20 protein-coding genes and 1 tRNA gene are annotated in these 21,680 nt (G+C 71.1%); 13 read left to right on the plus strand and 8 right to left on the minus strand.

Features of this window, described 5'->3' with window-relative positions:
* The first annotated feature begins 36 nt into the window (after positions 1-36).
* Complete coding sequence (locus CCN39_RS26645; RefSeq protein WP_086846448.1) at positions 37-1,311, plus strand: MFS transporter; 1,275 nt, start codon at positions 37-39, stop codon at positions 1,309-1,311.
* 85 nt (positions 1,312-1,396) lie between these two features.
* On the plus strand, positions 1,397-1,570 hold the full coding sequence (locus CCN39_RS50240) for a hypothetical protein (protein ID WP_158104546.1): 174 nt from the start codon (positions 1,397-1,399) through the stop codon (positions 1,568-1,570).
* A 36-nt stretch (positions 1,571-1,606) separates the two neighbouring features.
* Here the strand turns inward: CCN39_RS50240 and CCN39_RS26650 are convergent, their stop codons facing one another.
* On the minus strand, positions 1,607-4,519 hold the full coding sequence (locus CCN39_RS26650; protein WP_244211023.1) for an AfsR/SARP family transcriptional regulator: 2,913 nt from the start codon (positions 4,517-4,519) through the stop codon (positions 1,607-1,609).
* Positions 4,520-4,665: 146 nt separating this feature from the next.
* Between CCN39_RS26650 and CCN39_RS26655 the strand changes: the two genes are divergently transcribed.
* Both CCN39_RS26655 and CCN39_RS26660 read left to right on the plus strand, forming a co-directional pair.
* Positions 4,666-5,316, plus strand: coding sequence for a vWA domain-containing protein (locus tag CCN39_RS26655; protein ID WP_086846452.1), 651 nt, complete (start codon positions 4,666-4,668; stop codon positions 5,314-5,316).
* Complete coding sequence (locus tag CCN39_RS26660) at positions 5,303-6,232, plus strand: hypothetical protein (RefSeq protein WP_086846455.1); 930 nt, start codon at positions 5,303-5,305, stop codon at positions 6,230-6,232. Before CCN39_RS26655 ends, CCN39_RS26660 begins: the two co-directional genes overlap by 14 nt.
* A 46-nt stretch (positions 6,233-6,278) precedes the next feature.
* On the opposite strand, the gene CCN39_RS26665 is transcribed toward CCN39_RS26660, so the two are convergent.
* Positions 6,279-8,378 carry an NACHT domain-containing protein gene (locus CCN39_RS26665; RefSeq protein WP_086846457.1) on the minus strand — a complete coding sequence of 700 codons (2,100 nt, stop codon included), beginning with the start codon at positions 8,376-8,378 and terminating at the stop codon, positions 6,279-6,281.
* Positions 8,379-8,661: 283 nt separating this feature from the next.
* Positions 8,662-8,734: transfer RNA gene (locus CCN39_RS26670), tRNA-Arg, on the minus strand.
* A 272-nt stretch (positions 8,735-9,006) separates the two neighbouring features.
* On the opposite strand from CCN39_RS26670, the gene CCN39_RS26675 reads away from it, so the two are divergent.
* The 8 genes from CCN39_RS26675 (at position 9,007) to CCN39_RS26710 (ending at position 16,378) form a co-directional block, all read left to right on the plus strand.
* Entirely contained in the window at positions 9,007-9,660 is a 654-nt protein-coding gene (locus tag CCN39_RS26675; protein WP_003087851.1) for a response regulator, read from the plus strand.
* Positions 9,661-10,269 carry a trimeric intracellular cation channel family protein gene (locus CCN39_RS26680; protein WP_086846459.1) on the plus strand — a complete coding sequence of 203 codons (609 nt, stop codon included), beginning with the start codon at positions 9,661-9,663 and terminating at the stop codon, positions 10,267-10,269. It abuts the gene before it with no gap.
* Positions 10,270-10,335: 66 nt separating this feature from the next.
* Positions 10,336-11,028 (plus strand): response regulator transcription factor, encoded by a 693-nt coding sequence (locus tag CCN39_RS26685; protein ID WP_086846461.1) that lies wholly within the window; start codon positions 10,336-10,338, stop codon positions 11,026-11,028.
* Positions 11,025-12,434 carry a sensor histidine kinase gene (locus CCN39_RS26690; protein WP_086846463.1) on the plus strand — a complete coding sequence of 470 codons (1,410 nt, stop codon included), beginning with the start codon at positions 11,025-11,027 and terminating at the stop codon, positions 12,432-12,434. The genes CCN39_RS26685 and CCN39_RS26690 overlap by 4 nt, the downstream gene beginning before the upstream one ends.
* Positions 12,435-12,478: 44 nt before the next feature.
* The gene (locus CCN39_RS26695) at positions 12,479-12,910 is read left to right on the plus strand and encodes a hypothetical protein (protein ID WP_086846465.1); all 432 of its coding nucleotides are present in this window, start codon (positions 12,479-12,481) and stop codon (positions 12,908-12,910) included.
* A 97-nt stretch (positions 12,911-13,007) separates the two neighbouring features.
* The gene (locus CCN39_RS26700) at positions 13,008-13,808 is read left to right on the plus strand and encodes a DeoR/GlpR family DNA-binding transcription regulator (RefSeq protein ID WP_086846467.1); all 801 of its coding nucleotides are present in this window, start codon (positions 13,008-13,010) and stop codon (positions 13,806-13,808) included.
* On the plus strand, positions 13,805-14,887 hold the full coding sequence (gene galT / locus CCN39_RS26705; RefSeq protein ID WP_086846469.1) for a galactose-1-phosphate uridylyltransferase: 1,083 nt from the start codon (positions 13,805-13,807) through the stop codon (positions 14,885-14,887). The genes CCN39_RS26700 and galT overlap by 4 nt, the downstream gene beginning before the upstream one ends.
* 72 nt (positions 14,888-14,959) lie before the next feature.
* Positions 14,960-16,378 (plus strand): S1C family serine protease, encoded by a 1,419-nt coding sequence (locus tag CCN39_RS26710; protein WP_086846471.1) that lies wholly within the window; start codon positions 14,960-14,962, stop codon positions 16,376-16,378.
* 133 nt (positions 16,379-16,511) lie between these two features.
* Here CCN39_RS26710 and CCN39_RS26715 read toward each other — a convergent pair whose 3' ends face one another.
* The 5 genes from CCN39_RS26715 to CCN39_RS26735 are packed head-to-tail and all read right to left on the minus strand — an operon-like array spanning position 16,512 to position 20,122.
* Positions 16,512-17,057 carry a hypothetical protein gene (locus tag CCN39_RS26715; RefSeq protein WP_086846473.1) on the minus strand — a complete coding sequence of 182 codons (546 nt, stop codon included), beginning with the start codon at positions 17,055-17,057 and terminating at the stop codon, positions 16,512-16,514.
* Positions 17,054-18,169, minus strand: a complete 1,116-nt coding sequence (locus tag CCN39_RS26720) for a molybdopterin-dependent oxidoreductase (RefSeq protein WP_086846475.1) — start codon at positions 18,167-18,169, stop codon at positions 17,054-17,056. Before CCN39_RS26720 ends, CCN39_RS26715 begins: the two co-directional genes overlap by 4 nt.
* Complete coding sequence (locus CCN39_RS26725; protein ID WP_086846477.1) at positions 18,166-18,798, minus strand: methyltransferase domain-containing protein; 633 nt, start codon at positions 18,796-18,798, stop codon at positions 18,166-18,168. Before CCN39_RS26725 ends, CCN39_RS26720 begins: the two co-directional genes overlap by 4 nt.
* The gene (locus CCN39_RS26730; RefSeq protein ID WP_086846479.1) at positions 18,798-19,481 is read right to left on the minus strand and encodes a TIGR04282 family arsenosugar biosynthesis glycosyltransferase; all 684 of its coding nucleotides are present in this window, start codon (positions 19,479-19,481) and stop codon (positions 18,798-18,800) included. Before CCN39_RS26730 ends, CCN39_RS26725 begins: the two co-directional genes overlap by 1 nt.
* Positions 19,478-20,122: a glycosyltransferase family 2 protein gene (locus tag CCN39_RS26735; protein WP_086846481.1), complete on the minus strand. Its 645-nt coding sequence runs from the start codon at positions 20,120-20,122 to the stop codon at positions 19,478-19,480. Before CCN39_RS26735 ends, CCN39_RS26730 begins: the two co-directional genes overlap by 4 nt.
* 159 nt (positions 20,123-20,281) lie before the next feature.
* Between CCN39_RS26735 and CCN39_RS26740 the strand changes: the two genes are divergently transcribed.
* Positions 20,282-21,676, plus strand: a complete 1,395-nt coding sequence (locus CCN39_RS26740) for a hypothetical protein (RefSeq protein WP_086846483.1) — start codon at positions 20,282-20,284, stop codon at positions 21,674-21,676.
* Positions 21,677-21,680: the final 4 nt, after the last annotated feature.

Here is a 21,680-nt window from a genome sequence, read left to right on the forward strand (position 1 = left end):
CTTCCGCCGGTGTCACCGAGCGTCCAGGCTTCCGGTGTGGCAAGACTTCTCACCGGCCTTTCCCTTGGCTACTTCCTGGTCATGCTGGACACGACGATCGTGACGGTCGCGCTTCCGGCCCTTTCGCCGTCTTTGTCGGCACAGCAATGGATTTCGAACGGCTACACGCTGACGTTCGCGGCGTTCCTCCTCACCGCGGGGGCGTGGTCGGACCGCTTCGGCGCCCGTCGGGTGTTCACCGTCGGTCTCACCGCGTTCGCGGTGCTGTCCGGTTTGTCGGCGCTGTCGGTCTCGACGCCGATGCTGATCGCACTCCGGGCTTTGCTCGGCGTGGCCGGTGCGCTGCTGGTCCCTTCGTCGTTGTCGCTGATCGCGGCGGCCTGCCCGGTGCCGTCCGCGCGGGCGAAGGCGATGGGCGTGTGGGCCGCGGTGAGCGGGACCGGCCTGGTGGCGGGCCCGGTGCTGGGCGGCCTCCTGACCGAGGCGTTCGGCTGGCGGGCGATCTTCCTGGTCAACGTCCCGGTGGCCCTGGTCGCGCTGGTCCTGTCCCGCTCGGCGCCGTCGACCCCGGCGAGGCCGGGCCGGTTCGACCTCGTGGGCCAGGCGTCGGCCGTGGTCGCTTTGTCGACACTGACGTACGCGCTGATCGAGCGGTCCTGGGCTGCCCTGCTGCTCGCCGTCGCCGCGGCCGCGGTGTTCGTGCGGTCCCAGCGGCACCCGGAGGCGATGCTCCCGGCGCGCCTGTTCCGCGGCCGCGCGTTCCCGCTCGGGCTGGCGGCCGGCGCGATGGTGAACTTCGGGTTGTCCGGGGTGCTGTTCGTGCTGTCGCTGTATTTCCAGGAAAGCCGCGGTTATCCGCCGTCGGCGACCGGCCTGGCATTCCTGCCGCTGACGATCCCGACGGCGTTCAACCCGATTTTCACCGGCCGGCTGGTGGCTCGTACCGGCCCGCGAATTCCGGCGGTTTCGGGCTTCGCGCTGATGTCCGGGGGCACCCTGCTCCAGGCGTGCACGACGCCGGCGGCCCTGTCGGTGGTCGCGCTGGCCGTGCTGGGTTTCGGAGTTTCGCTGGCCATCCCGTCGCTGCTGGCGATGGTGGTCGCCGCGGCTCCCCCGGAGCTGACCGGCGTCGCGGGCGGCGCGTTGAACGCGTCCCGCCAGGCGGGTGCGGCCCTCGGGGTGGCCATCCTGGGTGCCCTGCTGACCGCGACGACGACCTCGATCGCGCTGGGCACGGCCGCGGGCGTGCTCCTGGCCGGAGCGCTGACTGTTTCCTATTCGTTTATGAAACAGGAAACCCCTTGTCGCTGAATGCAGTGACGCGAATCCTCGGTGGTGGGCGCCGAATTATCCGAAGCGCCTGGATCAAATCACCATTCCCGAGGAGGGATTCGCCATGTTCAAGAAGCTGGCCAAAATCGGTGGTCCGGTGTTCGCGATCTGCGCGCTGGCCGCGCTGCCGGTGATCGGCTCCACCACCGCGTCCGCGGACGACGGCGGGGCGCCGGCCGCCGCGGTCGTCACGCCGACCCCGACGCCCACCACCGACGGCAACCCCTGGCACGGTTGAGGGATCCGGGCCGTGAGTGGCGCCGCCACTCACGGCTCACCGCGGGCCGCAGGCGCAGCTCAGCGCTGAACGTGCTTCGCGCACTTCGCCGGCTTCCGGCAGTTCGAGCTCGGTGAACTCGTCCTCGGCCGCGGTCCAGTGCGGGACAGCGCTTTTGTGGTCGCCCATCGCGTGCAGCGTCTCGGCGACGCCGAGGTGGGCGCGGGCCCGGTAGGCGCGGTTGCCGCTGCCGTCGGCCAGGTCCAGGGCGGACTTGCCGGCGGTGAGCGCTTCCTGGCGGGCGCCCCGGGCCAGCGCCGTCGCGCCGCGGTCGAGGTACAGCTGGGTGCGCAGGTCCGCGTCCGGCACGTTCGCCGCCACTTCCCGGGCTTTGTCGTGGTAGCGGACGGCTTCGGCGTACCGGCCGCGTTGCCGGTGCACGTTCCCGAGGTTGTTCAGCGCGTAGGCCTCGACGCAGCGATCGCCGACTTCGGCGGCGTGCCCGTGCGCCTCCGTGTAGCTGGCCAGCGCTTCGGTGAGCAAGCCGAGCCGCTCCTGCACGGAGCCGAGGTTGTTGAGCGTGTGCGCCAGGCCTTGGACGTGGCCGATCTCCCGCAGCATCCGCGCGGCGGAATCGTGCTGCCGCAACGCGACCTGGAGGTTGCCGTGGAGTTCGTTGAGGTAGCCGAGCATGCCCAGCGCGTGGGCCTCGCCCCGGCGGTCCTCGGTCTGCTCGTACTTGGCCAGCGCGGCCTCGAGGTGGGCGATCGCCTGGTCGTGCCGGCCCAGTTCCATGGTGGGGATGGCGAGCGCGCACAGCGTCGCCGCTTCGCCGCGCGGGTCGCCGAGGCGGCGCCACTTGGGCAGCGCCCGGGCGGCGAGTTCCAGTGCCTCGGCGAGCTGCCCGCGCCGGTCGTGCGCGGTGGCCAGCCGCAGCAGCACGTGTGCCTGGCCGTAGTCGTTGCCCGCGTCCGCGGCGACGATCCGCCAGGCGAGCTCGAGCGTGCCGATCCAGTCCTCGAACTGGTTGGTCGTGTTGAAGTAGCGCCAAAGCAGCACGGCGAGGCGCCAGGTGTGCTCGGGCAGCGCGTGCGAGGCGGCGTAGCGGATGGCGGCCACGAGGTTGTCGCGTTCGGCGACGATCCACCGCAGCCCGGCGTCGGCGTCGGCGAAGCGCGGCGTCACCGCGCAGGACCGGTCCGTCGTCGACGGCAGCTGGGCCCGGTCGAAGGGGTACGCGGCGCGGACCGCGTTGGCCAGCGTGACCAGGTAGTAGTCGAGCAGCCGCACCAGCGCGGGTTCGGGCGCCGGCTCGCTCGCGGCGAACTCCTTGAGCGGGTCGAGCATCTGGTACCGCTCGGGCGCGGCCTCCTCCAGCAGGCTCACCTCGTGGAGGTCGTCGAGCAGCTCCCGGGCCTCGGCGATGTCGCAGCCGGCCAGGGCCGCCCCGCCGACGACGTCGACGTCCGGGCCGGGCAGGCTGCCGAGCAGCCGGAACAGGGCGCGCTGCGGCTCCCCGAGCTGCCGGTAGGACACCCGGACCGCGGCGCCGCCGTCGTCCTCGCCCCACGGCCCGTTCTCTTCGAGCAGGCGCAGCAGGTGCTCCAGCGGCCACCGGTCGTGCCGCCGGAACAGCGCGGCCGCCACCCGGATCGGCATCGGCAGGTGGCCGCACCGCCGGACCACCGCGTCGACGTCGGCGGCCCGGCCGCGCAGCCGCGCCGGCCCGGCGAGCACCCGGAACAGCTCGGCCGCCTCCTCGGGCGGCAGCGGGGAGAGCCGGAGGGGCTCGCCGGTGTCGGCGTCGCCCATCCGCCGGCTGGTGATGACGGCCAGGCAGCCGTCCGCTTCGGGCAGCAGCGGCCGGATCTGCTCCGGCGAGGCGGCGTTGTCCAGCACGACGAGCGTGCGCGTGCCCCAGAGCGTCGCCTGGTAGAGCGTGACTTTGCGGCCGACGGTGGCCGGGATCTGCTCGGCGGGCACGCCGAGTTCGACCAGCAGCTCGGTGAGGGCGTCGCCGACGTCGGCCGGCTCGACGCCGGGCGTGAACCCGTTCAGCCGGGCGAGCAGCTGGCCGTCGGGGAACCGGCCGCGGAGCCGGTGGGCCGCCTCGACGACCAGTCCGGTCTTGCCGACGCCGGGCGCACCGCTGACCCAGACCGCGCGCCGTCCGGCCGCGGCGGCCGCCTCGATCACGGCGATTTCCCCGGCCCGGCCGGTGAACCCGCCGGGCCGCGACGGCAGCGAACTGGGCGGATCGCCCTGTTCGGCGCGCGCGGCGAGCTTGCGCAACACCGGCCCGGGCGCCATCCGCAGCGCGCCGAGGGCGTCGCGGGTGCCGTGGAAGACGCGCAGGGCAGCCACCCGGTCGCCGCCGGCGAGCAGCGCGCGGATCAGCAGTTCGGCGTGCTTCTGGCTGGCCGGGTCGGCCTGGACGAGCGGCCGCAGCCGGTCGCGCGCCGAGCGGTGGTCGCCGGTCTCGAGCTCGAGTTCGGCCAGGTCACCGACGAGGTCGGGGTAGCTCTCGTCCGGCGAGATCACCTCGGGCCCGCCGACGCGGTCGATGTCGATGTCTTCGAGGAACTTCCCGCGCCACAACCCGGCGGCCTCCCGCAGCAGCGCGATCGCCCGGCGCGGGTCCTCGGCGCGGACGTCCGCGGCCTCGGCGCGCAGCCGGGTGAAGCGCATGGTGTCCAGCTGGTCCTCGCCGATCCGCAGCAGGTAGCCGGTCGGGGTGGTTTCGATGGTGGCGTCCCCGACGACGTCCCGCAGCCGCTTGATGTAGCTGCGCACCAGGGTGGGCTTGGCTTCGCGGTCGGCCCAGACGATTTCGGCGAGCCGGGCGGGCGTCACCGGCTTGTTGGCGTGCAGGAGCAGCACGACGAGGACGAACCGCTGCTGCTGGTCGCCCAGCGGCACCGGCACGCCGTCGTGCCAGGCCTCCAGCGGGCCGAGCATCCGAAACTCCACGCGGCCTCCCCGGCGTCAGCTTGCTGTCCTCTTTTGATGTCGCGCAATCGGCCGTCCGGGTTTCGGAAATCCGCATTTCTTCCACGTTCGGTGCACACGGCGTTGGCACACTCCGCCGGTCGATCAGGGGTGAAGGAGAAACCGGTATGGGGACCGACGTGTTGCCGTGTTACGTGGCCTGCGATGTTTCGCTGTCGATGACCGACCACATCGACGAGCTGAAGCGGGGGCTGCGCGAGTTCCGCGGCGCCGTCCACGCGGACGCCTCGCTGGCCGGCCGCGTGTTCTGCAGCGTGGTGGGCTTCGGCGAGCGGCCGCAGGAGGTCCAGTCCCTCCTCCCGATGGACGACCTCGCCGAGCTCCCCGAGCCGGGCCCCTGCGCGGGAACGAACTTCGGCCCGCTGTTCACGTTCCTGCGCGCGGTGATCGATCGGGACGTCGCGATCCTGCAGCGCCACCGCCTGCGGGTCCACCGCCCACTGGTGTTCTTCCTGTCCGACGGCCAGCCGACGGACCCGGTGACCTGGCCTTCGGCGTTCGCGACGCTGACGGACCCCGCGTGGCCGCGCTGTCCCCGGGTGGTGACGTTCGGCCTGGGCGACGCGGACGAGGAGGCACTGGGCCGCATCGGAACGTTCCGCAGGTACTTGAGCCGCGACGGCGTCCGCATGGGGACGGCGTTGATCGCCTCGGTGATGCACGTTCTGTCCACTTCCCGTCCACCGGCCGACCGCACCCTGTCCAAAAGGGGGTTGCCATGGAGACTCACTGAAGGAGAAGCCGGTGGAGCGCGCTGAGCTGGTAGCGGAGCTGAAGGCGTTGCGAAAGGGCCGCGGCCTGCAGGCGAGCAGGCTTTCGGACCGGGTCGGCCCTTCGCTGCGTTCGGCGTGCGGGGTGTCGGAGTCGGACGGAATGGTGGTGATCCGCGCGAAGGTGTCCGGCCGGCTGTCGGAGCTGTCCGCCCACCTCCCGGACGACTTGCGGGCGGCGGTCTTGGCGGCCTTCGCGATCACCGCGGAGGCCCGCCTGCCGCTGTACCAGGACCGGGTCAAGTGGGCGGCCCTCCGCGTCGACCGCGATCCCCGCACGGTCCGGCGTCGCGTGGACGAGGCCATCGATCTGCTGGCGGAGCTGGCGCTGGCCCCGTCGGCCGGCGCATTGCCCGGCAACTGGCACACGGCGGCGCTGGTAGTGGCCCTGGTGATCGGGGAGTCGCGCGTGTTCGAGCAACGCCGGGTGGTCGCCGACGAGGACGGGCTGCGTTCGCTGGAACTCCCGCTTCCCCTTTCCGCCGCGCTTGACGGGTCGGTGCTGTACGGGGGGACGCTGACGGACCCGCCCGACGGCGGCGGCTTCGTAATGGAACTGCCGCGCGCACTGTCCCGCGGCGAGTCGTGGGAGTACGCGGTGCTGTTCGACGTGGGCTCGGTCGTGAGCCCGCACCTGGTGTGCGTCCCGCAGCACCGGTGCGAGGCGTTCGACCTGAGAGTGCGGTTCGGCAAGGCGGGACCGGAGGAGGTGCTCACCCTCGACGGGGCGTTCGAGAAGGACATCGCGGACCCGGCCTACCGCGGCCGGCCACAGCCAGTGGATGCGGCGGGGGAAGTGCACCTGCGGTTCCAGCACCTCACGTCCGGCTTGGCCTATGGACTCAGGTGGGTCGACCGGAACGCCGACGATCGTTCGAGCTCATCGAACACCAGGAAGTGGTAGGCCCCCGTCGGTGCCGGAGGCAGCGCAAGTCCGTGCGCCTCGCCGATCACTGCCTCGACGAACTCCCGCTTGACTGCAGGTAGTCCTGCAGCTCCTGGTGACGGAACTGGAACCCCGCTCCCGAGGTGCGAAAGACGCCGGACTGCCGGCCCCATTCCAGGAAGCGTGGAAGAACCAGCGGTAATCCATATCGAGCCCACCCGTACACGGTCGCGATGAAGTACCGAGCGTATGCCGAGCAGCAAAAGCGTCCCAAGACGCACATCTCGGCGTAGATCAACGCGATGGAAATACCGTACAGTTTGAGGTAGTACAGCCCGGCGCACGCGCCGATCAGGAAACCGCTGAGCAAGGCGACTCGCCGGTCGTTCTGCAGCATCTCCAGGGGGCTGCTTGCCTGGCTCGGGTGAGGTTGGGCCGAGGCTACCGCAAACACGGTGGTGATGGCGGCGGTCAATCCCGACAGGGCGCCGAAAACGGGCCCATAAGCCAAGCCGTACGTTATTCCGATGATGCCGCCGGTGATTGCCGTGAACAGTGCTGACATGGCAAGTATTCTTATGTCTTTGAAGGGGTTGAACGTCAGCCGCGTCGGCTCGCGATCTCGAACGCACCGCCACATGGAGATGAACATGATCGTCAAGTAGTTGGACATGATGGCTATGTAGGTAAGAAAGCCGTGCTCTTCACCTGAAGGTGTGGAAATGCCGAAAGATCCGTTGATGGCGAACGGCAGGTGCAGGACGGTGAAGGTGAAAAAGAGATGCCCTACTCGAACCTTGCGTTCGTCCAGCAGTCGCCACCAATCGTGAAGGACGATCTCGTTCGACTGACCCCCGTGGGCTGACATTCGCTTGGCGATGAGATGCAACCAGGATATGGTTTTGGCTGGTCGCAGTCTTTTTGTTTGGAATATCCTGACCCTGGATTCCAGGAAATACTCCATCAGAAGTGTGTGTACTCGCTCCAGGTAGGCATCCGACCTGCCCTTCTTCTCTGCGCTGGTGGGTAGAAGATCGGCTGGTTCTCCGCCGTATTTGTGGAATATCACGGCGGCCGACAGTCGCCACGGCGTTCCCAGTGCCGATACGACTGTCCTGGAGCCTGCTCCACGTAGTCCTTCGAAAACGCATTGCCAGGCATCCAGTTCGTGCTCTTCGGCGCAGTGGGTGCGAATGTGATCGATGATCTGTGTCGCGGTGAGCTGCTGGATGACGACGGTCTGCGTTGCTCGCACTTTGCGGGCAACGCGTTCGTAGTACTGCGGTCCGGATCTCGATATGACCAGTATCCGACAGTCCGCTGTCGAAGCCGTGAAGTCGTTGATGCGCTCCACGGCGCGCGTCGATCGATGTTTTGCTGCGTCCTGCTGGTCCATCTCGTCGAGGCCGTCGAGTATGGGTACTATCAAGCCGTGTTCCACTAGTTTTCGGGCAACTTTTTCCTCCAGGGCAAATCTGATCGACAACTGCGATGTGAGCCACTCTTCGAGGTCGCTTTTAGTCGGGTTCCAGGACGCCAGGGCGAATATTACGGGAACCGAGACGTTTTCCGTGGTTCGGCGCGAGACCAGTTGAAGAAGCAATTGAATGGCGAGTACCGTTTTGCCCGAGCCGGGCCCGCCGAGCAGGACCATCCTGCCTTTTGCTTCGTCGAGGAAGAAGTCTGCGAGCTTGCTCGGATCGACTCGGCGCGTGGCGGACTTCTTGGACTTCGCCGCTCTTCCTTGCAGGGAAATCCGGAAATCGGCCGGCCGGGAATCGAGGCTGTCCGTGCTGAGCAATCGGGCCAGCGTCCGGTTTTCCTGGCGTCGCACTTCGACGACCAATTGTTCGGCTATTTCAGCCAGCTCCGTGCGTGAATAGCTGCGAAACGTGCCCATTTTCTCGGCGATCACCACGACGACGCCGATCACGCCGACGGTCAGGGCCAGAATGTTCGCCCAGCCGACATATTGATTGAACGCAGATTCATCACTCTTGTTCAACCACGCGGAGGTGGGGATCGTGACCGCAGGGACGCTGAGGCCGATGATGGCCAGAATCCGGCCGCCGAGCTTCGCTTTTCGCAAAAACCTTCGACTGGATGAATGCAACTCCCGGCCCCCGCCTCTGACTTCGTGCGCAACGCCGATCCTCGACGCCATGACGGTTCAGTATCTACCACAGACGACTGTATCGTGAATAGGATTCGGTTCATCGAAACCCGATAGGTCTAGTCGACATCGTGAGGCGGTGGCGAGCTATTGGGGCAACGAGCCGGCCCGGTGTGATTAGCCGGCACATCGATCCGTGAACCGGCATTGGTGCCGGCCGATCGAGACGATGGTGAGCCTGGTGACCGAGCTTCGGCCCAGCGGTCCCTCCGAAGGCGACGCCCACGCCTCTCGAATTCGGCGCGGCGCCCGCTCCTGGCTGCCGAGTGTGTTGTGCCCCCGGCAGGATTCGAACCTGCGACACCCGCTTTAGGAGAGCGGTGCTCTATCCCCTGAGCTACGAGGGCCTGCTACTGCCGGGTCAGCTTAGCCTGCCGGGACCGTTCGCAGCAGCTGGGGCACGGATGGAGCAACCCGACGGTCGTCGTCACCCAGGTGAGTGGTTCTCGCTCGCCGCTGACCGTGTGGATACACCCCGCGGTGCCGCCCACCCGACCTGACCTGGACGGACCAGTGCCTCACCTGGTCGTGTCTGGTTTCGAACTGCTGAACAACAGTAGGTAACCTTCGTTAACGGGACGCGGGGAGCCGCTCCCACCGGCTGTTGCGGAGGGCTTCGTTGATCAAGCTCATGTTCGCCGACGACGAGGAACTGGTGCGCTCGGGGTTGCGCGCGATGATGTCCGGGGCCCAGGACATCGAGATCGTGGGCGAGGCGAGCGATGGCAGATCCGCCGTGGAGGTTGCCCGGCGCTACCACCCCGATGTTGCCCTGCTCGACATCAAGATGCGAGCCCCTGACGACGGCATTCGCGCGCTCCGGGCCATCCTCGCCCTGCCCGATCCGCCCACCGTGGCCATGCTGACCACCTTCGACATCGATGAATACGTCAGCCTCGCGCTCCGGCTCGGGGCCAACGGGTTCCTCCTCAAGGACATCGATCCCGCCGCGCTGCTCAGGGCCGTCCGGGACCTTGCGCGCGGGGGCGCCGTGCTGGATCCGGGTGTCGCCGCGCGGATGGTGCAGTCGCACCGGGACGAACAACGCGCCGCTCAGCCCGCCCGGAAGCTGCTCGCCTCTCTGTCCGAACGGGAACGCGAGGTCGTCGCGCTCATCGGGCAGGGCCTGTCCAACGCCGAGATCGGGGGGCGGCTGCACCTCTCCGAGGCCACCGTCAAGGGGTACGTCTCCGCCGTGCTCTCGAAGATCGGGGCCGCGAACCGGGTGCAGGCCGCTCTGCTGGCCTACCGCGGTGGGCTGCTCGACCAGTAGATGCTGCTCACGGCGCTGGAGTTCGTCGGGCTCGTCGCCTTCGCCGCGTCCGGCGCGCTCGCCGCGGTGCGGGCGCGGCTCGATGTCTTCGGCGTCGTCGTGGTCGGGCTCACCACCGCTCTCGGCGGTGGGGTCATCCGGGACGTCCTGCTCGGCATCCACCCGCCCACGACCCTGCGGAACTGGCCCTACCTCGCCGTCTGTGCCGGGACCGCCCTGGGTGTCTTCGTCTTCCACCCGCAGGTCGCGCGGCTGCGGCGTGGCGTTCTCCTGGCGGACGCGCTCGGGCTCGGCGTCTTCGCCACCGCCGGGACGACCACCGCGCTCAACGCCGGCGCCACCGTCTACGCCGCGTGTCTGATCGGGATGACCACCGGCATCGGCGGCGGGGCCGTGCGGGATCTGCTGCTCCGGGAAATCCCGCTCGTCCTGCGGAAGGAGATCTACGCCGTGGCCGCGCTGGCCGGCTCGGCGCTCGTCGCCGTCGGTCACGCTGCGCGACTGCCCGAAGGTCCGGTGACCGTCGTCGCGGCCGCCGTCGTCGTTTCCGTCAGGATGGTTGCGCTCTGGCGGCACTGGAACGCGCCGGTCGCGCGTGGTCCGGAGTGAGAAATCCTTTGTTAGTTCTGTGTGTGTTCTTAGGCGGGTCTCAGCACGCTGCGTAAAACTAGCGCCATGCGCATCCTTGTGGTGGACGACGACCGCGCCGTCCGTGAGTCGCTCCGGCGGTCCCTGGAGTTCAACGGCTACCAGGTCCAGCTGGCCAGTGACGGTGCGCAGGCCCTGGAGGCGATCATCGCCGACCGGCCGGACGCGATGGTCCTGGACGTCATGATGCCCCGGCTCGACGGCCTGGAGGTCGCCCGCCGCCTGCGCAGCACCGGTGACGACCTGCCGATCCTCGTGCTGACCGCGCGCGACACCGTCTCCGACCGGGTGTCCGGGCTGGACGCCGGCGCCGACGACTACCTGCCGAAGCCCTTCGCGCTCGAGGAGCTGCTCGCCCGGCTGCGGGCGCTGCTGCGCCGGGCCATGCCGGAGGGGCAGAACGGCCAGGCTTCGGAGGCCCTGTCCTTCGCGGACCTGACCCTCGACCCCGGCACGCGGGAGGTCCGCCGCGGTGGCCGCGAGATCAGCCTGACCCGGACCGAATTCGCCCTGCTGGAACTGTTCCTTTCCTACCCGAAGCACGTCCTCACGCGTGGCCGGATCCTGGAGGAAGTATGGGGTTACGACTTCCCGACGTCGGGCAACGCGCTGGAGGTCTACGTCGGTTACTTGCGCCGCAAGACGGAGGCGGAGGGGGAGCCGAGGCTGATCCACACGGTGCGGGGGGTGGGGTACGTCCTGAGGGAAACCCCGCCGTGACCGAACCCGGCGATCCCCGCGGCACGCGCTGGGGAGCCCGCCGGTTCTCCCTGCGCGGCCGGGTGACGCTGCTCGCCGCCGCCTGTGTGGCCGGCGCCGTCGCGCTGGTGTCCATCGGCGCGTACATGGTCGTGCGCAGCAACCTCTACCAGCAGCTCGACGACAGCCTGCTGGCCCGCGCGCAGGCGGCCGCCAACTCGCCGCAGGTGCAGACCGAGCTGCGGCAGGTCCCCGGCGCGTTCCTGGCCAGCGCCGACCTCCAGATCGGGCAGCTCAACGCGGCGCCCGACGTCCAGCACGCGGTGATGACCTACCCGCTGTCGAGCTCGCCGCCGCCGTTCGGGCAGGACGAGCTGGCCGTCGCGAACGGCGATTCGGCGGAGTCGCTGCGGACGGACTTCCGCTCCGACAGTCGCGTCGTCGCCCTGCCGACCGGGCACGGCGAGGCCATCGTGCTGGCCCAGTCGATGGCCCCGACCAAGCGCACGCTGAACGAGCTCGCGCTGGTGCTCTTCCTGATCGGCGGTGCCGGCATCCTGGTCGCCGCCGCGGCGGGCACCGCGGTGGCGCGCACCGGCCTGCGCCCGGTCGACCGGCTGACGTCGGCCGCGGAACGCGTCGCCAGGACCGGCGACCTGCGGCCCATCCCGGTCAGCGGCGACGACGAGCTCGCGCGCCTCACCCAGACGTTCAACACGATGCTCGGCACGGTGGCGGACTCGCAGGAACGCCAGCGCCAGCTGGTCGCGGACGCCGGCCACGAGCTCCGGACGCCGCTGACGTCGCTGCGCACCAACCTCGAGCTGCTGCTCGCCGCGAGCAAGCCGGGCGCGCCGCCGCTGCCGGACGAGGACCGCATCGAAATCGTCGCGGACATCAGCGGCCAGCTCGACGAGCTGACGCAGCTGATCGGCGACCTGGTCGAGCTCGCGCGCCAGGACGAGCCGCGCGAGCGCTTCGAGCGCGTCGAGCTGCTGGAGGTCGTCGAGCGGGCGCTCGACCGGGCGCGGCGCCGGGCGGGCGAGATCAACTTCGACGTCTCGCTGCAGCCGTGGGTGCTCACCGGCGACAACAGCTCGCTCGAGCGGGCGGTGCTGAACCTGCTCGACAACGCGGTGAAGTTCTCGCCGCCCGGCGCGACGGTCTGGGTGCGGCTGTACCCGCTCGGCGACGGCACCGCCGTGGTCGAGGTCGCCGACGCCGGGCCGGGCATCGCCGAAGAGGACCTGCCCAAGGTGTTCGACCGCTTCTACCGCTCGTCGGAGGCGCGGACGCTGCCGGGCTCGGGCCTCGGGCTGGCGATCGTGAAGCACGCGGCCGAGCGGCACGGCGGGGCGGTGTACGCCGCCCAGGCGCCCGAGGGCGGCGCGTTGATGACGATCCGGCTGCCGGGGGCGCCCGGCTGACCCGTTCGCGAGACGCCGGCGGCGGAATCGGCCAGTATCGGCGGATGCCCTGCCGTGAGCTGGTCCGCCGTTGCCTCGTCGCGGCGGTGAGCGGGCTGGTCGCGACGCTCGTCTTGTGGGCGTTGCCGTACCGGGAGCTGTGCACCGGCCCGGCGTGCCTCGTCATCGCGATGTTCGTCGTGCCGCTCGCGGTGATGGGTGTGGCGCTGATCGCGTACGTCCTGCTGGCGCTGGCCCGCGTCCGCCCGGCGTGGCCCGTCGCGCTGGGCGGGCCGCTCGTCGTGCTCTCGCTGGTCACCACCGTGCTCGACGTCGTGGCTTGCCCCTTCCCGCTGTTCTGCGTGGTGGTCGCCGGCTGTTACGCGTTCGCGGTGCTCGTCGCCACGGACGCATTGCCGCTCGCGTGGCGCATTGCGCTCGTCTCGCCCGTGGTGGTGTTGTTCGGCTGGGGAGTGGTGCTGCCGATCGTGCTGTGACCTGGTCGTTCGAAAGTTCACCCGCGTCGGCTCTGCGGATCTCGTGTTGAATCGTGTAGGATTTTGTGTGGTTGGGGCCCGACGGACGGAGTGAACGGTGCTGGCGCGTCAGCGACAGGCGGTGATCCTGGAAGAGGCACGCCGGACCGGCGCGGTCCGCGTGAGCGACCTCGTGACCAGGCTGGGCGTGTCCGACATGACGGTGCGCCGCGACCTCGACGTCCTCGCCGGGCGCGGGCTCGTGGAGAAGGTCTACGGCGGCGCCACTTCGGTCGTCGGCAAGAGCACCGACGAACCCGGCTTCGAGGCCAAGTCCGTGCGCCAGCGGGCGCAGAAGGAAGCCATCGCCGAGCTCGCTGCGACGCTCGTCCGGCCCGGCACCGCGATCGGCATCTCCGCCGGCACCACGACGTGGACGCTGGCGCGGGCGCTCGACGCCATCCCCGGGCTCACCATCGTCACCAACTCGATCCAGGTCGCCGACGTGCTCCGCGGGTCGACGCAGCCGGACCGCACCGTCGTGCTCACCGGCGGGGTGCGGACGCCGTCGGACGCGCTGGTCGGGCCGGTCGCCGTGCACAGCCTGCGGTCGCTGCACCTGGACGCCGTCTTCCTCGGCGTGCACGGGATGGCCGACGGGCCGGGGTTCACGACCCCGAACCTCACCGAGAGCGAGACCGACCGCGCGCTGGTCGAGGCCGGGCGCAAGCTGGTCGTGCTCGCCGACCACACGAAGTGGGGCACCGTCGGGATCTCGACGATCGCCGACCTGGACGAGGCCGACGTCGTCGTCACCGATGATGGGATTCCCGACGAGGCCAAGGAAATTCTCGCCGAACGGGCGGGAGAACTGATGATCGCCGAGACGGCGGAGACGGACGAGGCCCGAGAAGCGTGAAGCGCACTGTACGACACCTGGCCGACGGCCGGGAGATCATCTACTTCGACCAGCCCGGGGCGCCCGACCGCGTCGCGGAGGACACCCGCGACCTGCCGCCGGTTTCGGCCGCGTCGGAGATCCGGCTGGACCCGCTGACCGGTGAGTGGGTCGCGATGGCGGCGCACCGCCAGACGCGGACCTACAAGCCGCCGGCCGACCTCTGCCCGCTGTGCCCGAGCAAGCCCGGCAAGCCGAGCGAGATCCCGGAAAGCGATTACGACGTCGTCGTCTTCGAGAACCGGTTCCCGTCCTTCGCCGAGGACGTGATCGGTGAGCCGTCCACTGTGGATGGTCTCGGGCTGGTGCCGGTGCGGCCCGGGCGTGGCCGCTGCGAGGTCGTCTGCTTCACCAGCAACCACGACGGTTCCTTCGCGCAGTTGAGCGCGAAGCAGGTGCGGGCCGTGGTGGACGCCTGGGCTGATCGCACGGCCGGGCTGTCCGCGGTGCCCGGCGTCGAGCAGGTCTTCCCGTTCGAGAACCGCGGTGAGGAAATCGGCGTCACGCTGTCGCACCCGCACGGGCAGATCTACGGCTACCCGTTCGTCACCCCGAAGACCGAGCGGATGCTCGACGTCGCCCGCGCCTACCAGGCCGAACACGGCCGCCCCGTGCTCGGCGACGTGCTCGCCGCCGAACGCAAGTCCGGCGCGCGCGTGGTGACCTCCGGCGAGTACTGGACGGCGTACGTGCCGCCGGCGGCGCGCTGGCCGGTCCAGGTCCAGATCGTGCCGCACCGGCAGGTCCCGGACATCCCCGCACTGACCGACGCCGAGCGCGACGACTTCGCCGACGTCTACCTCGACGTGCTGCGTCGCTGCGACGCGCTGTACGACCGGCCGCTGCCCTACATCGCGGCGTGGCACCAGGCGCCGGTGCGCCGGGACCGCGAGCTCGGCTGGCTCCACCTGGAACTGTTCTCCGTGCTGCGCGCGAAGGACAAGCTGAAGTATCTGGCGGGGTCCGAGTCGGGGATGGCGGTGTGGATCAACGACGCGACGCCGGAGCAGATCGCGGAACGGCTCCGCGCGGCGGGCTGAGGCGGCCATACTCATCTCCGATGCACAGGTTCGGCTCAGGAACCTCTCAGGACCATCGCGCAAGGTGAGGACATGACCGAGAACGACCCCAGCGCACACGAACCCGCGGCGCCGAGGCACCCCGAGACCGGCCAGCAGCCGGCCCAGGGCGGTTGGGCGGGAAACCCGTACGGTGAGCAGGCCCAGCCCGAGTCCGGCGGTGCGCCGCAGTATTCGGAGCCGTCCTACCACGCGGTGACCGGGGCCGATCCGGCGTACGGCGGCCAGTCCGCGAACCCGTGGTCGGCCCCGGGCGCGCAGCTGCCCTCCGGCCAGACGCAGCAGAGCGTCTACCCGCCGCCGAACCCGTACGGGCAGCCCCCCACGGGCGGCTACCCGGTGGCCGCCGCGCCGGAGCCCAAGCGGTCCGGCGGGAAGCTGCTCGCCGGCGTCGCGCTGGTCGCGCTGCTGGTCGGCGGCGTCGCGGGCGGGACGGTCGGGTACTTCACCGGCGGGTCGTCCGGCCCGGCCAGCAACGCGCTCGACGCGCCGAAGCCGGCCCAGCAGACGGGCAACGCGCCCGCCGGCTCGATCGAGGCCGTCGCGCAGAAGCTGTCGCCGAGCGTGGTCGAGCTGCAGGTCAGCGGCCAGCAGGGGGCCGGCGAAGGCTCCGGGTTCGTGATCAGCACCGACGGCTACATCCTGACGAACAACCACGTCGTCGAGGTCGGCGCGAACGGCGGTCAGATCCAGGCGGTGTTCCAGGACGGCAAGAAGGCCGCCGCCAAGGTCGTCGGCCGCGACCCGACGACCGACATCGCGGTCGTCAAGGTCACCGGCGTCGGCAACCTGACCCCGGTGGAGCTCGGCCGGTCCGACGACCTGCGCGTCGGCCAGTCGGTGGTGGCCATCGGCTCGCCGTTCGAGCTGGCCGGCACGGTGACGTCCGGCATCGTCAGCTCGCTGCACCGGCCGGTGCGTGCGGGCGGCAGCAGCGGCGACCAGACGACGGTGATGGACGCGGTCCAGACCGACGCGGCGATCAACCCGGGCAACTCGGGTGGCCCGCTGGCGAACATGTCCGGCCAGGTCATCGGCATCAACTCGGCGATCTACAGCCCGCAGTCGGCGTCGGGCGGCCAGGGCCAGGGCGCGTCCGAAGGCGGCAACGTCGGCATCGGCTTCGCCATCCCGATCGACCAGGCCCGCCGCACCGCGGACACGATCATCAAGACCGGCCAGGCGGTGCAGACCTACATCGGCGCGGAGGTCAAGGACGCCCCGCAGGGCGGCGCCGAGCTCGGCGCGATCAAGGCCGGCAGCCCGGCGGAGAAGGCCGGCCTGAAGGCGGGCGACGTCGTCACCAAGATCGACGACCGCCCGATCGACTCGGCCGACACCCTGGTCGCGGCGGTCCGCACCCGCGCCCCGGACGAGAAGGCGACCTTCACGCTCGCCGGCGGCCGCACGGTCGAGGTGACCTTCGGCGGCCAGCCCGTCCAGCCCAACTGATCCAGACGCTCGGCCGCCCTGGCGCGGCCGAGACCAACTTCGGCTCGACCCCCGTTTTCCGGGGCCGGACCCACAAGGCCACGCGCGACCAGGCACTCGATGCCGGTCGCGCGTGGCCGCATTTGTGCCCGGGTCAGGTGCGGGGGCGGTCGGCTGGTGGGTGGGAACCGGAATCTTGCGTGTCTGGAGGCGTATCTCGCGTGATTGGGGACGTGTCTGGCGTGATTGGGGGCGTATCTCGCGTGATTGGAGGTGTATCTCGCGTGATTGGGGGGACGACACGGCGGCGGAGGGCGGTCAGGACCACCGTGAGCCAGACTGCTGCCAGGGTGACGGCCAGGGCCGGGACCGGGTTGGTGTCGTGGAGGCCTGGCATGGGTGGGGTTCCGTACGGGCGCCAGAGCAGCGGGAACGCCAGGATGGCCAGCGCGGCGGTGATGACCGCGCCCGCGATGACGGGGGTTCGCCAGCGGGGCGGGAGGAGTCGGGACAGGGCGAAGCCGAGCAGTGCCGTCAGCGGGGCGATGACCGCGTCGTTGAGGATCGGGCCACCGACGACCCAGGCCAGGGTGCCGAAGACGTCGGGACGCAGGGGGAGCGCGTACTCGGCGAACAGCACCACGCCCCACACCAGTGCGGCGAGGCCGGGCAGCGCGAGGAGCGCGCGGGCGGTCTTCACAGCACCTCCAGTTTCGTGACCCACTTCGTCTGCAGCACGCCGGGCCGGTTCGGGGCGATGATCCGGCAGGGGAAGCCGTGGTCGGGGGCGAGGACCTCGCCGTTCAACTCCAAAGCCAGCAACGTCAGTTCGTCGGCCGTGTGCTCGCCGGGCAGGACGCTGACGCCGTACAGCCCGGAGCGCTCCAAAGAGGACACCCGGACCGCCGTGCCCGGTGCCGCGCCGACGGCTTTCAGCAGCGCGGGCAGGGAAATCCCGCGCCAGGTGGCCGACTGGCTCCAGCCCTCCACGCACGCGATCGGGAGCTCGGCCGTCGTCTGCGGCAGGGCGCGCAGCTCGTCGAGCGAGAACTTCGTCGTGCCGCGCGGGGTCACCACCGAGAGGCGCCAGGCCGGCGACCACGTGATGCCCGCGGCCGCCGCCGTGCGGTTCACCGGGAGGCCCTGCGTGCCGTTGCCGGTCTTCCAGGAGAGGGCGGAGACACCGCGCAGGAACGGAACCGTCGCGCCCGCGGTGGCCACGACCGCGACGCCGGTCGCCAGCCCGGTGGTCACCAGGAACTCCCGTCGCGACAGCCCTTCGGCCGGCGGCTCCTCGACGGTGGCCCGGCTCAGGCCGCGGCGGATGATCGGCAGCTTCACCGCGACGTGCACCAGGATCGAGCCGATGGCCAGCCACGCGACCGCGTAGTGCACTTGCGGGAAGTAGAAGCCCCACGGGTAGTTCTGCGCCACGTTCAGCAGCCCGGTGGTCAGCTCGAAGAACGCCGCGCCGGACAGCACCAGGATCGACAGCCGCTCCAGGGCGTGCGGCAGCGAGCGGACGAGCGGCCGGCCGAACAGTTTCGGGTAGACGCTCCACAGCTTCGCCAGCAGCAACGGGATCGACGCGACGCCCGAGACCACGTGCAGCCCCTGCGTGACGCGGTAGAGGCCGACCGGCCGGCTGGGCCAGAAGAACCAGCTCGGCGGGTGCTGGATGAGGTGGCTGAGCAAGCCCGTCACGAAGCACGTCGTGAACGTGATGGCGAGGGCCAAGCCGATCTTCGACGTCACGCGCTCGTGGTGCGCCGCGGCCCGGAACTGCTCTTCCGCCGGGATCGGGAGTTTCACGATCGCTCCAATCGTGCGAACCAGCGGTGCCCGCGCCGGGTGGTCCGGTCGACGCGCAACCCGGCGCGCGCGGCGACTTCGGCGATTGCGTCGACCCCGACCCAGGCCCAGGTGAACCAGGCGACGTCGGCGTGGCCGGGCCGGAGCCGGACGCGCTCGTGCCGCAGCCCCCGGCCGGGCGGCTCGAGCTCGACGAGGATGTCGCCGTCGGGAGCGATCAGCCGCGCCGTGCGCCGCAGGAGGGTGGCCGGGTCGCCGCCGATGCCGATGTTGCCGTCCGCGAGCAAGGCGTGCCGCCACCGCCCCTCGCCGGGCAGGCGGTCGAAGAGGTTGCGCTGCAACGCACTTCCGCCGCGTCGCCGGGTCAGCCCGACGGCCGTGCGCGAGCTGTCCACGCCCAGCACGACGACCCCGCGCGCGGCCAGCGCCGCGGTCAGCCTGCCGGGCCCGCACCCGAGATCGATGGTGGGACCGGAACACGCGTCGAGCAGGACGTCGTCGCCCTCGGACGGTTCCGCCCAGCGTTCCACCGCCAGCTCGATCCGCTCGCCACTGGCCAGCTCGAGCCAGCACCGGTGGCCGAGCAGGCCGAGGTCGAACTCGTGGCCGGCGCTTGCCGGGGCCGTCATCACGCCACCGCCTGTCCGCCGACGGCCGCCACGGCTCGGGCGAACCGGCCGTGCGGACACGCCGCCGCCACCGACCGGGCGTCCACCATGGTGTCCACATCGGACAGTTGGAACGCCTGCCGTGTCTGCAGCCCGCGCGCGGCGAGGGCGCGTAGCGTGCGCTCGCCGGTGTCGTCGCGGGACATCGGGACGTCCGCGAGGACCTGCGCATGCCGTGGGTCGGCGAGTCCCAGCGCCCACCAGCCACCGTCCGCGGCCGGCCCGAGCACCGAGTCGTGGCTGCCGTGCCGGACCGGTGCGGCCGCCGCGGCGAGGGACTCCGGCGTGACCTGCGGCGTGTCCATGCCGATCTGGAGAACGGGCAGTCCGGCGTGCACCGCCGCGGCGTCGGCGTGGGCGTTCGCCAGCCGGATACCGAAATCCCGGCCACGCTGCGGGATGACGGTCGAGCGCCGCAGCGCCCCACCGATCTCGGCGGACCGGGCCGCGGCGCCGAGGTCGCCGGTCATCGCGACGACGGGCAAGGCGCCGGGCACCGCGCAGACGGCGTCGAGCGTGTCGAGCAGCGCGGCCGCGGCGATCTCGGCCGCCTGCGCCGGCGTCGCGGGCGGGCAGAGCCGGGTCTTCGCGAGGCCGGGCACCGGCGCCTTCGCCACGACCAGCAGGACGAACGGACGCGTCATCGGGCCAGCACCCGCCCGAAGTCGCGGACCGCGCGCAGCGTGCCCCGCGCCGACCCGGACACCTTCGACTTCGTGCCCTTGGCGCGCTCGCCGTACCGGACGTCGAACTCGCGGACCCGCCACCCGGCACGCCCGGCCTTGATCAGCAGCTCCAGGGGATAGCCGAACGCCCGGTCGGCCACGCCCAGGCCGAGCAGCGCCCGCCGGTCCGCGGCGCGCAGGGGCGCGATGTCCCGCACCGGCAGCCCCCGGCTGCGCAACAGCGACGCCAGCACGACGTTGCCCGCCCGCGCATGCCACGGCCACACCCCGGGACCGGTCGGCACCCGGCGTCCGACAGCCAGGTCCGTGCCGTGCTCGACCGCGCTCACCAGGTGCGGCAAGTCGGCGAGGTCCAGGGACCCGTCGGCGTCGGCGAAGCACACGATGTCCGCGGTGGCGGCTTCCAGGCCCGCGTGCACGGCCGCGCCGTAGCCACGCCGCGGTTCGTGGACGACCTTCGCGCCGAGCGAGGCCGCCACTTCGGGTGAGCCGTCGGACGAACCGTTGTCGACCACGATCGCGCGGTAGCCCGGCGGCAGGCCGGCCAGCACGCCGGGCAGCGCGGCCGCTTCGTCGAGGCAGGGGAGGACGACGTCCACTTCCAAGTCAGTCACGGGCCCGACCGTAAGTCCGTCCCGAGTGGGGTAGAACCCTTGTGGCGCTTACCGAATCATGACGTCCGGCGAGTTCTTACCGCGTCGTTACGGCTCCCGTTCCGGGAGCGCGGATCGTCCGCCGCGGCCCTAGGGTGGGCGGCGATGAGCGAGCCGAACCCGGCAGCCCGGCTCGCCGAGCCGCCTGCCCGCGAACCCGAAGCCCCGGTCACCGGCCGCCGCGCCGACCTCCTCGCCGTCGCCGCGGCGGTGGTGCTCGTCGCCGCGGCCACCGCGGTCGGCCTGTACTACAACCGGCCGCACTCCGGTGTGATCATCTTCGTGTCGGCGCCACCGTTGTTCGCCGACTGGCTGCCGCACGTCGGCCCGGGTTCGGTGTTCGCCGTGCTCGTCGCGGTCGCGGTGGTGCTCCACGGCCCGGCGCTGGCCGCTCGCCTGCCGTGGCGTCGCGCCCTCGCCGCCGGCTACCTCGCCTCGCTCGCCTGGATCTTCTCGCTGGCCATGGTCGACGGCTGGTCCCGCGGGTTCGCCGGGCACCTCACCATCCCGCAGGAGTACCTCCACGAGGTGCCGGGGATCACCGACATCCCGCGGATGCTGCGCGAGTTCTCCTCACGCATCCTCGATTTCCAGCCGCACTCGTGGACGACGCACGTCTCCGGGCACCCGCCGGGCGCGACGCTCGTCTTCGTCTGGCTGGACCGGCTCGGCCTGCACGGCGGCGTGTGGGCGGCCACGGCCGTGGTGCTCGCCGGCAGCCTGGTCGCGGTGGCCGTGCCGGCCACGGTCGCCCTGCTCGGCCGGCCCGAGGCGGCCCGCACGGTGCTGCCGTTCGCCGTCCTCACCCCCGGCGCGGTGTGGATCGGCGTGTCGGCGGACGGCCTGTTCGCCGGGGTGACCGCCACCGGCCTCGCGCTGCTCGCGCTGTCCGCGACGGGGTTCACCCACGGCCGCCGGTACGCCGTGCCGGCCGGGCTCGCCGCCGGCGTTCTGCTCGGCTTCGGGATCTTCCTGTCGTACGGCCTGGTGCTGCTCGGCGTGCTCGCGGTGGCGGTCGCCGTTCTCGGCCGGCAGTGGCGGGCGGCGGCACTGGCCATCGTCGCGGCCCTCGCCGTCGTGGGCGTCTTCGCGTGGGCCGGCTTCTGGTGGCTCGACGGCTACCACCTGGTCGTCGAGCGCTACTACCAGGGCGTTGCGCTGGTCCGGCCCTATTCGTACTGGGTGTGGGCCGACCTCGCCGCGGTCGTGGTCGCGCTCGGGCCCGCGGTCGTGGCCGCCGTCCGGCGCGGTCTCGCGTCCCCGCGCCGGACCCTGCTCACCGATCCGGTGCTCCTGCTCGGCCTCGCCGCCCTGACCGCCATCCTCTTCGCCGACGTCTCGGGCCTGTCGAAAGCCGAGACCGAGCGGATCTGGCTACCGTTCGGGGTGTGGTTGCTGCCGATGACGGCGTTGCTGCCGCGGCCGGGCCGCCAGTGGTGGCTGGCCGCCCAGGCGGCGACGGCGCTGGCGCTCAACCACCTGCTGCTGACGGGCTGGTGAGGGA

The organism is Amycolatopsis kentuckyensis (assembly GCF_002155975.1).
Taxonomy (GTDB): domain Bacteria; phylum Actinomycetota; class Actinomycetes; order Mycobacteriales; family Pseudonocardiaceae; genus Amycolatopsis; species Amycolatopsis kentuckyensis.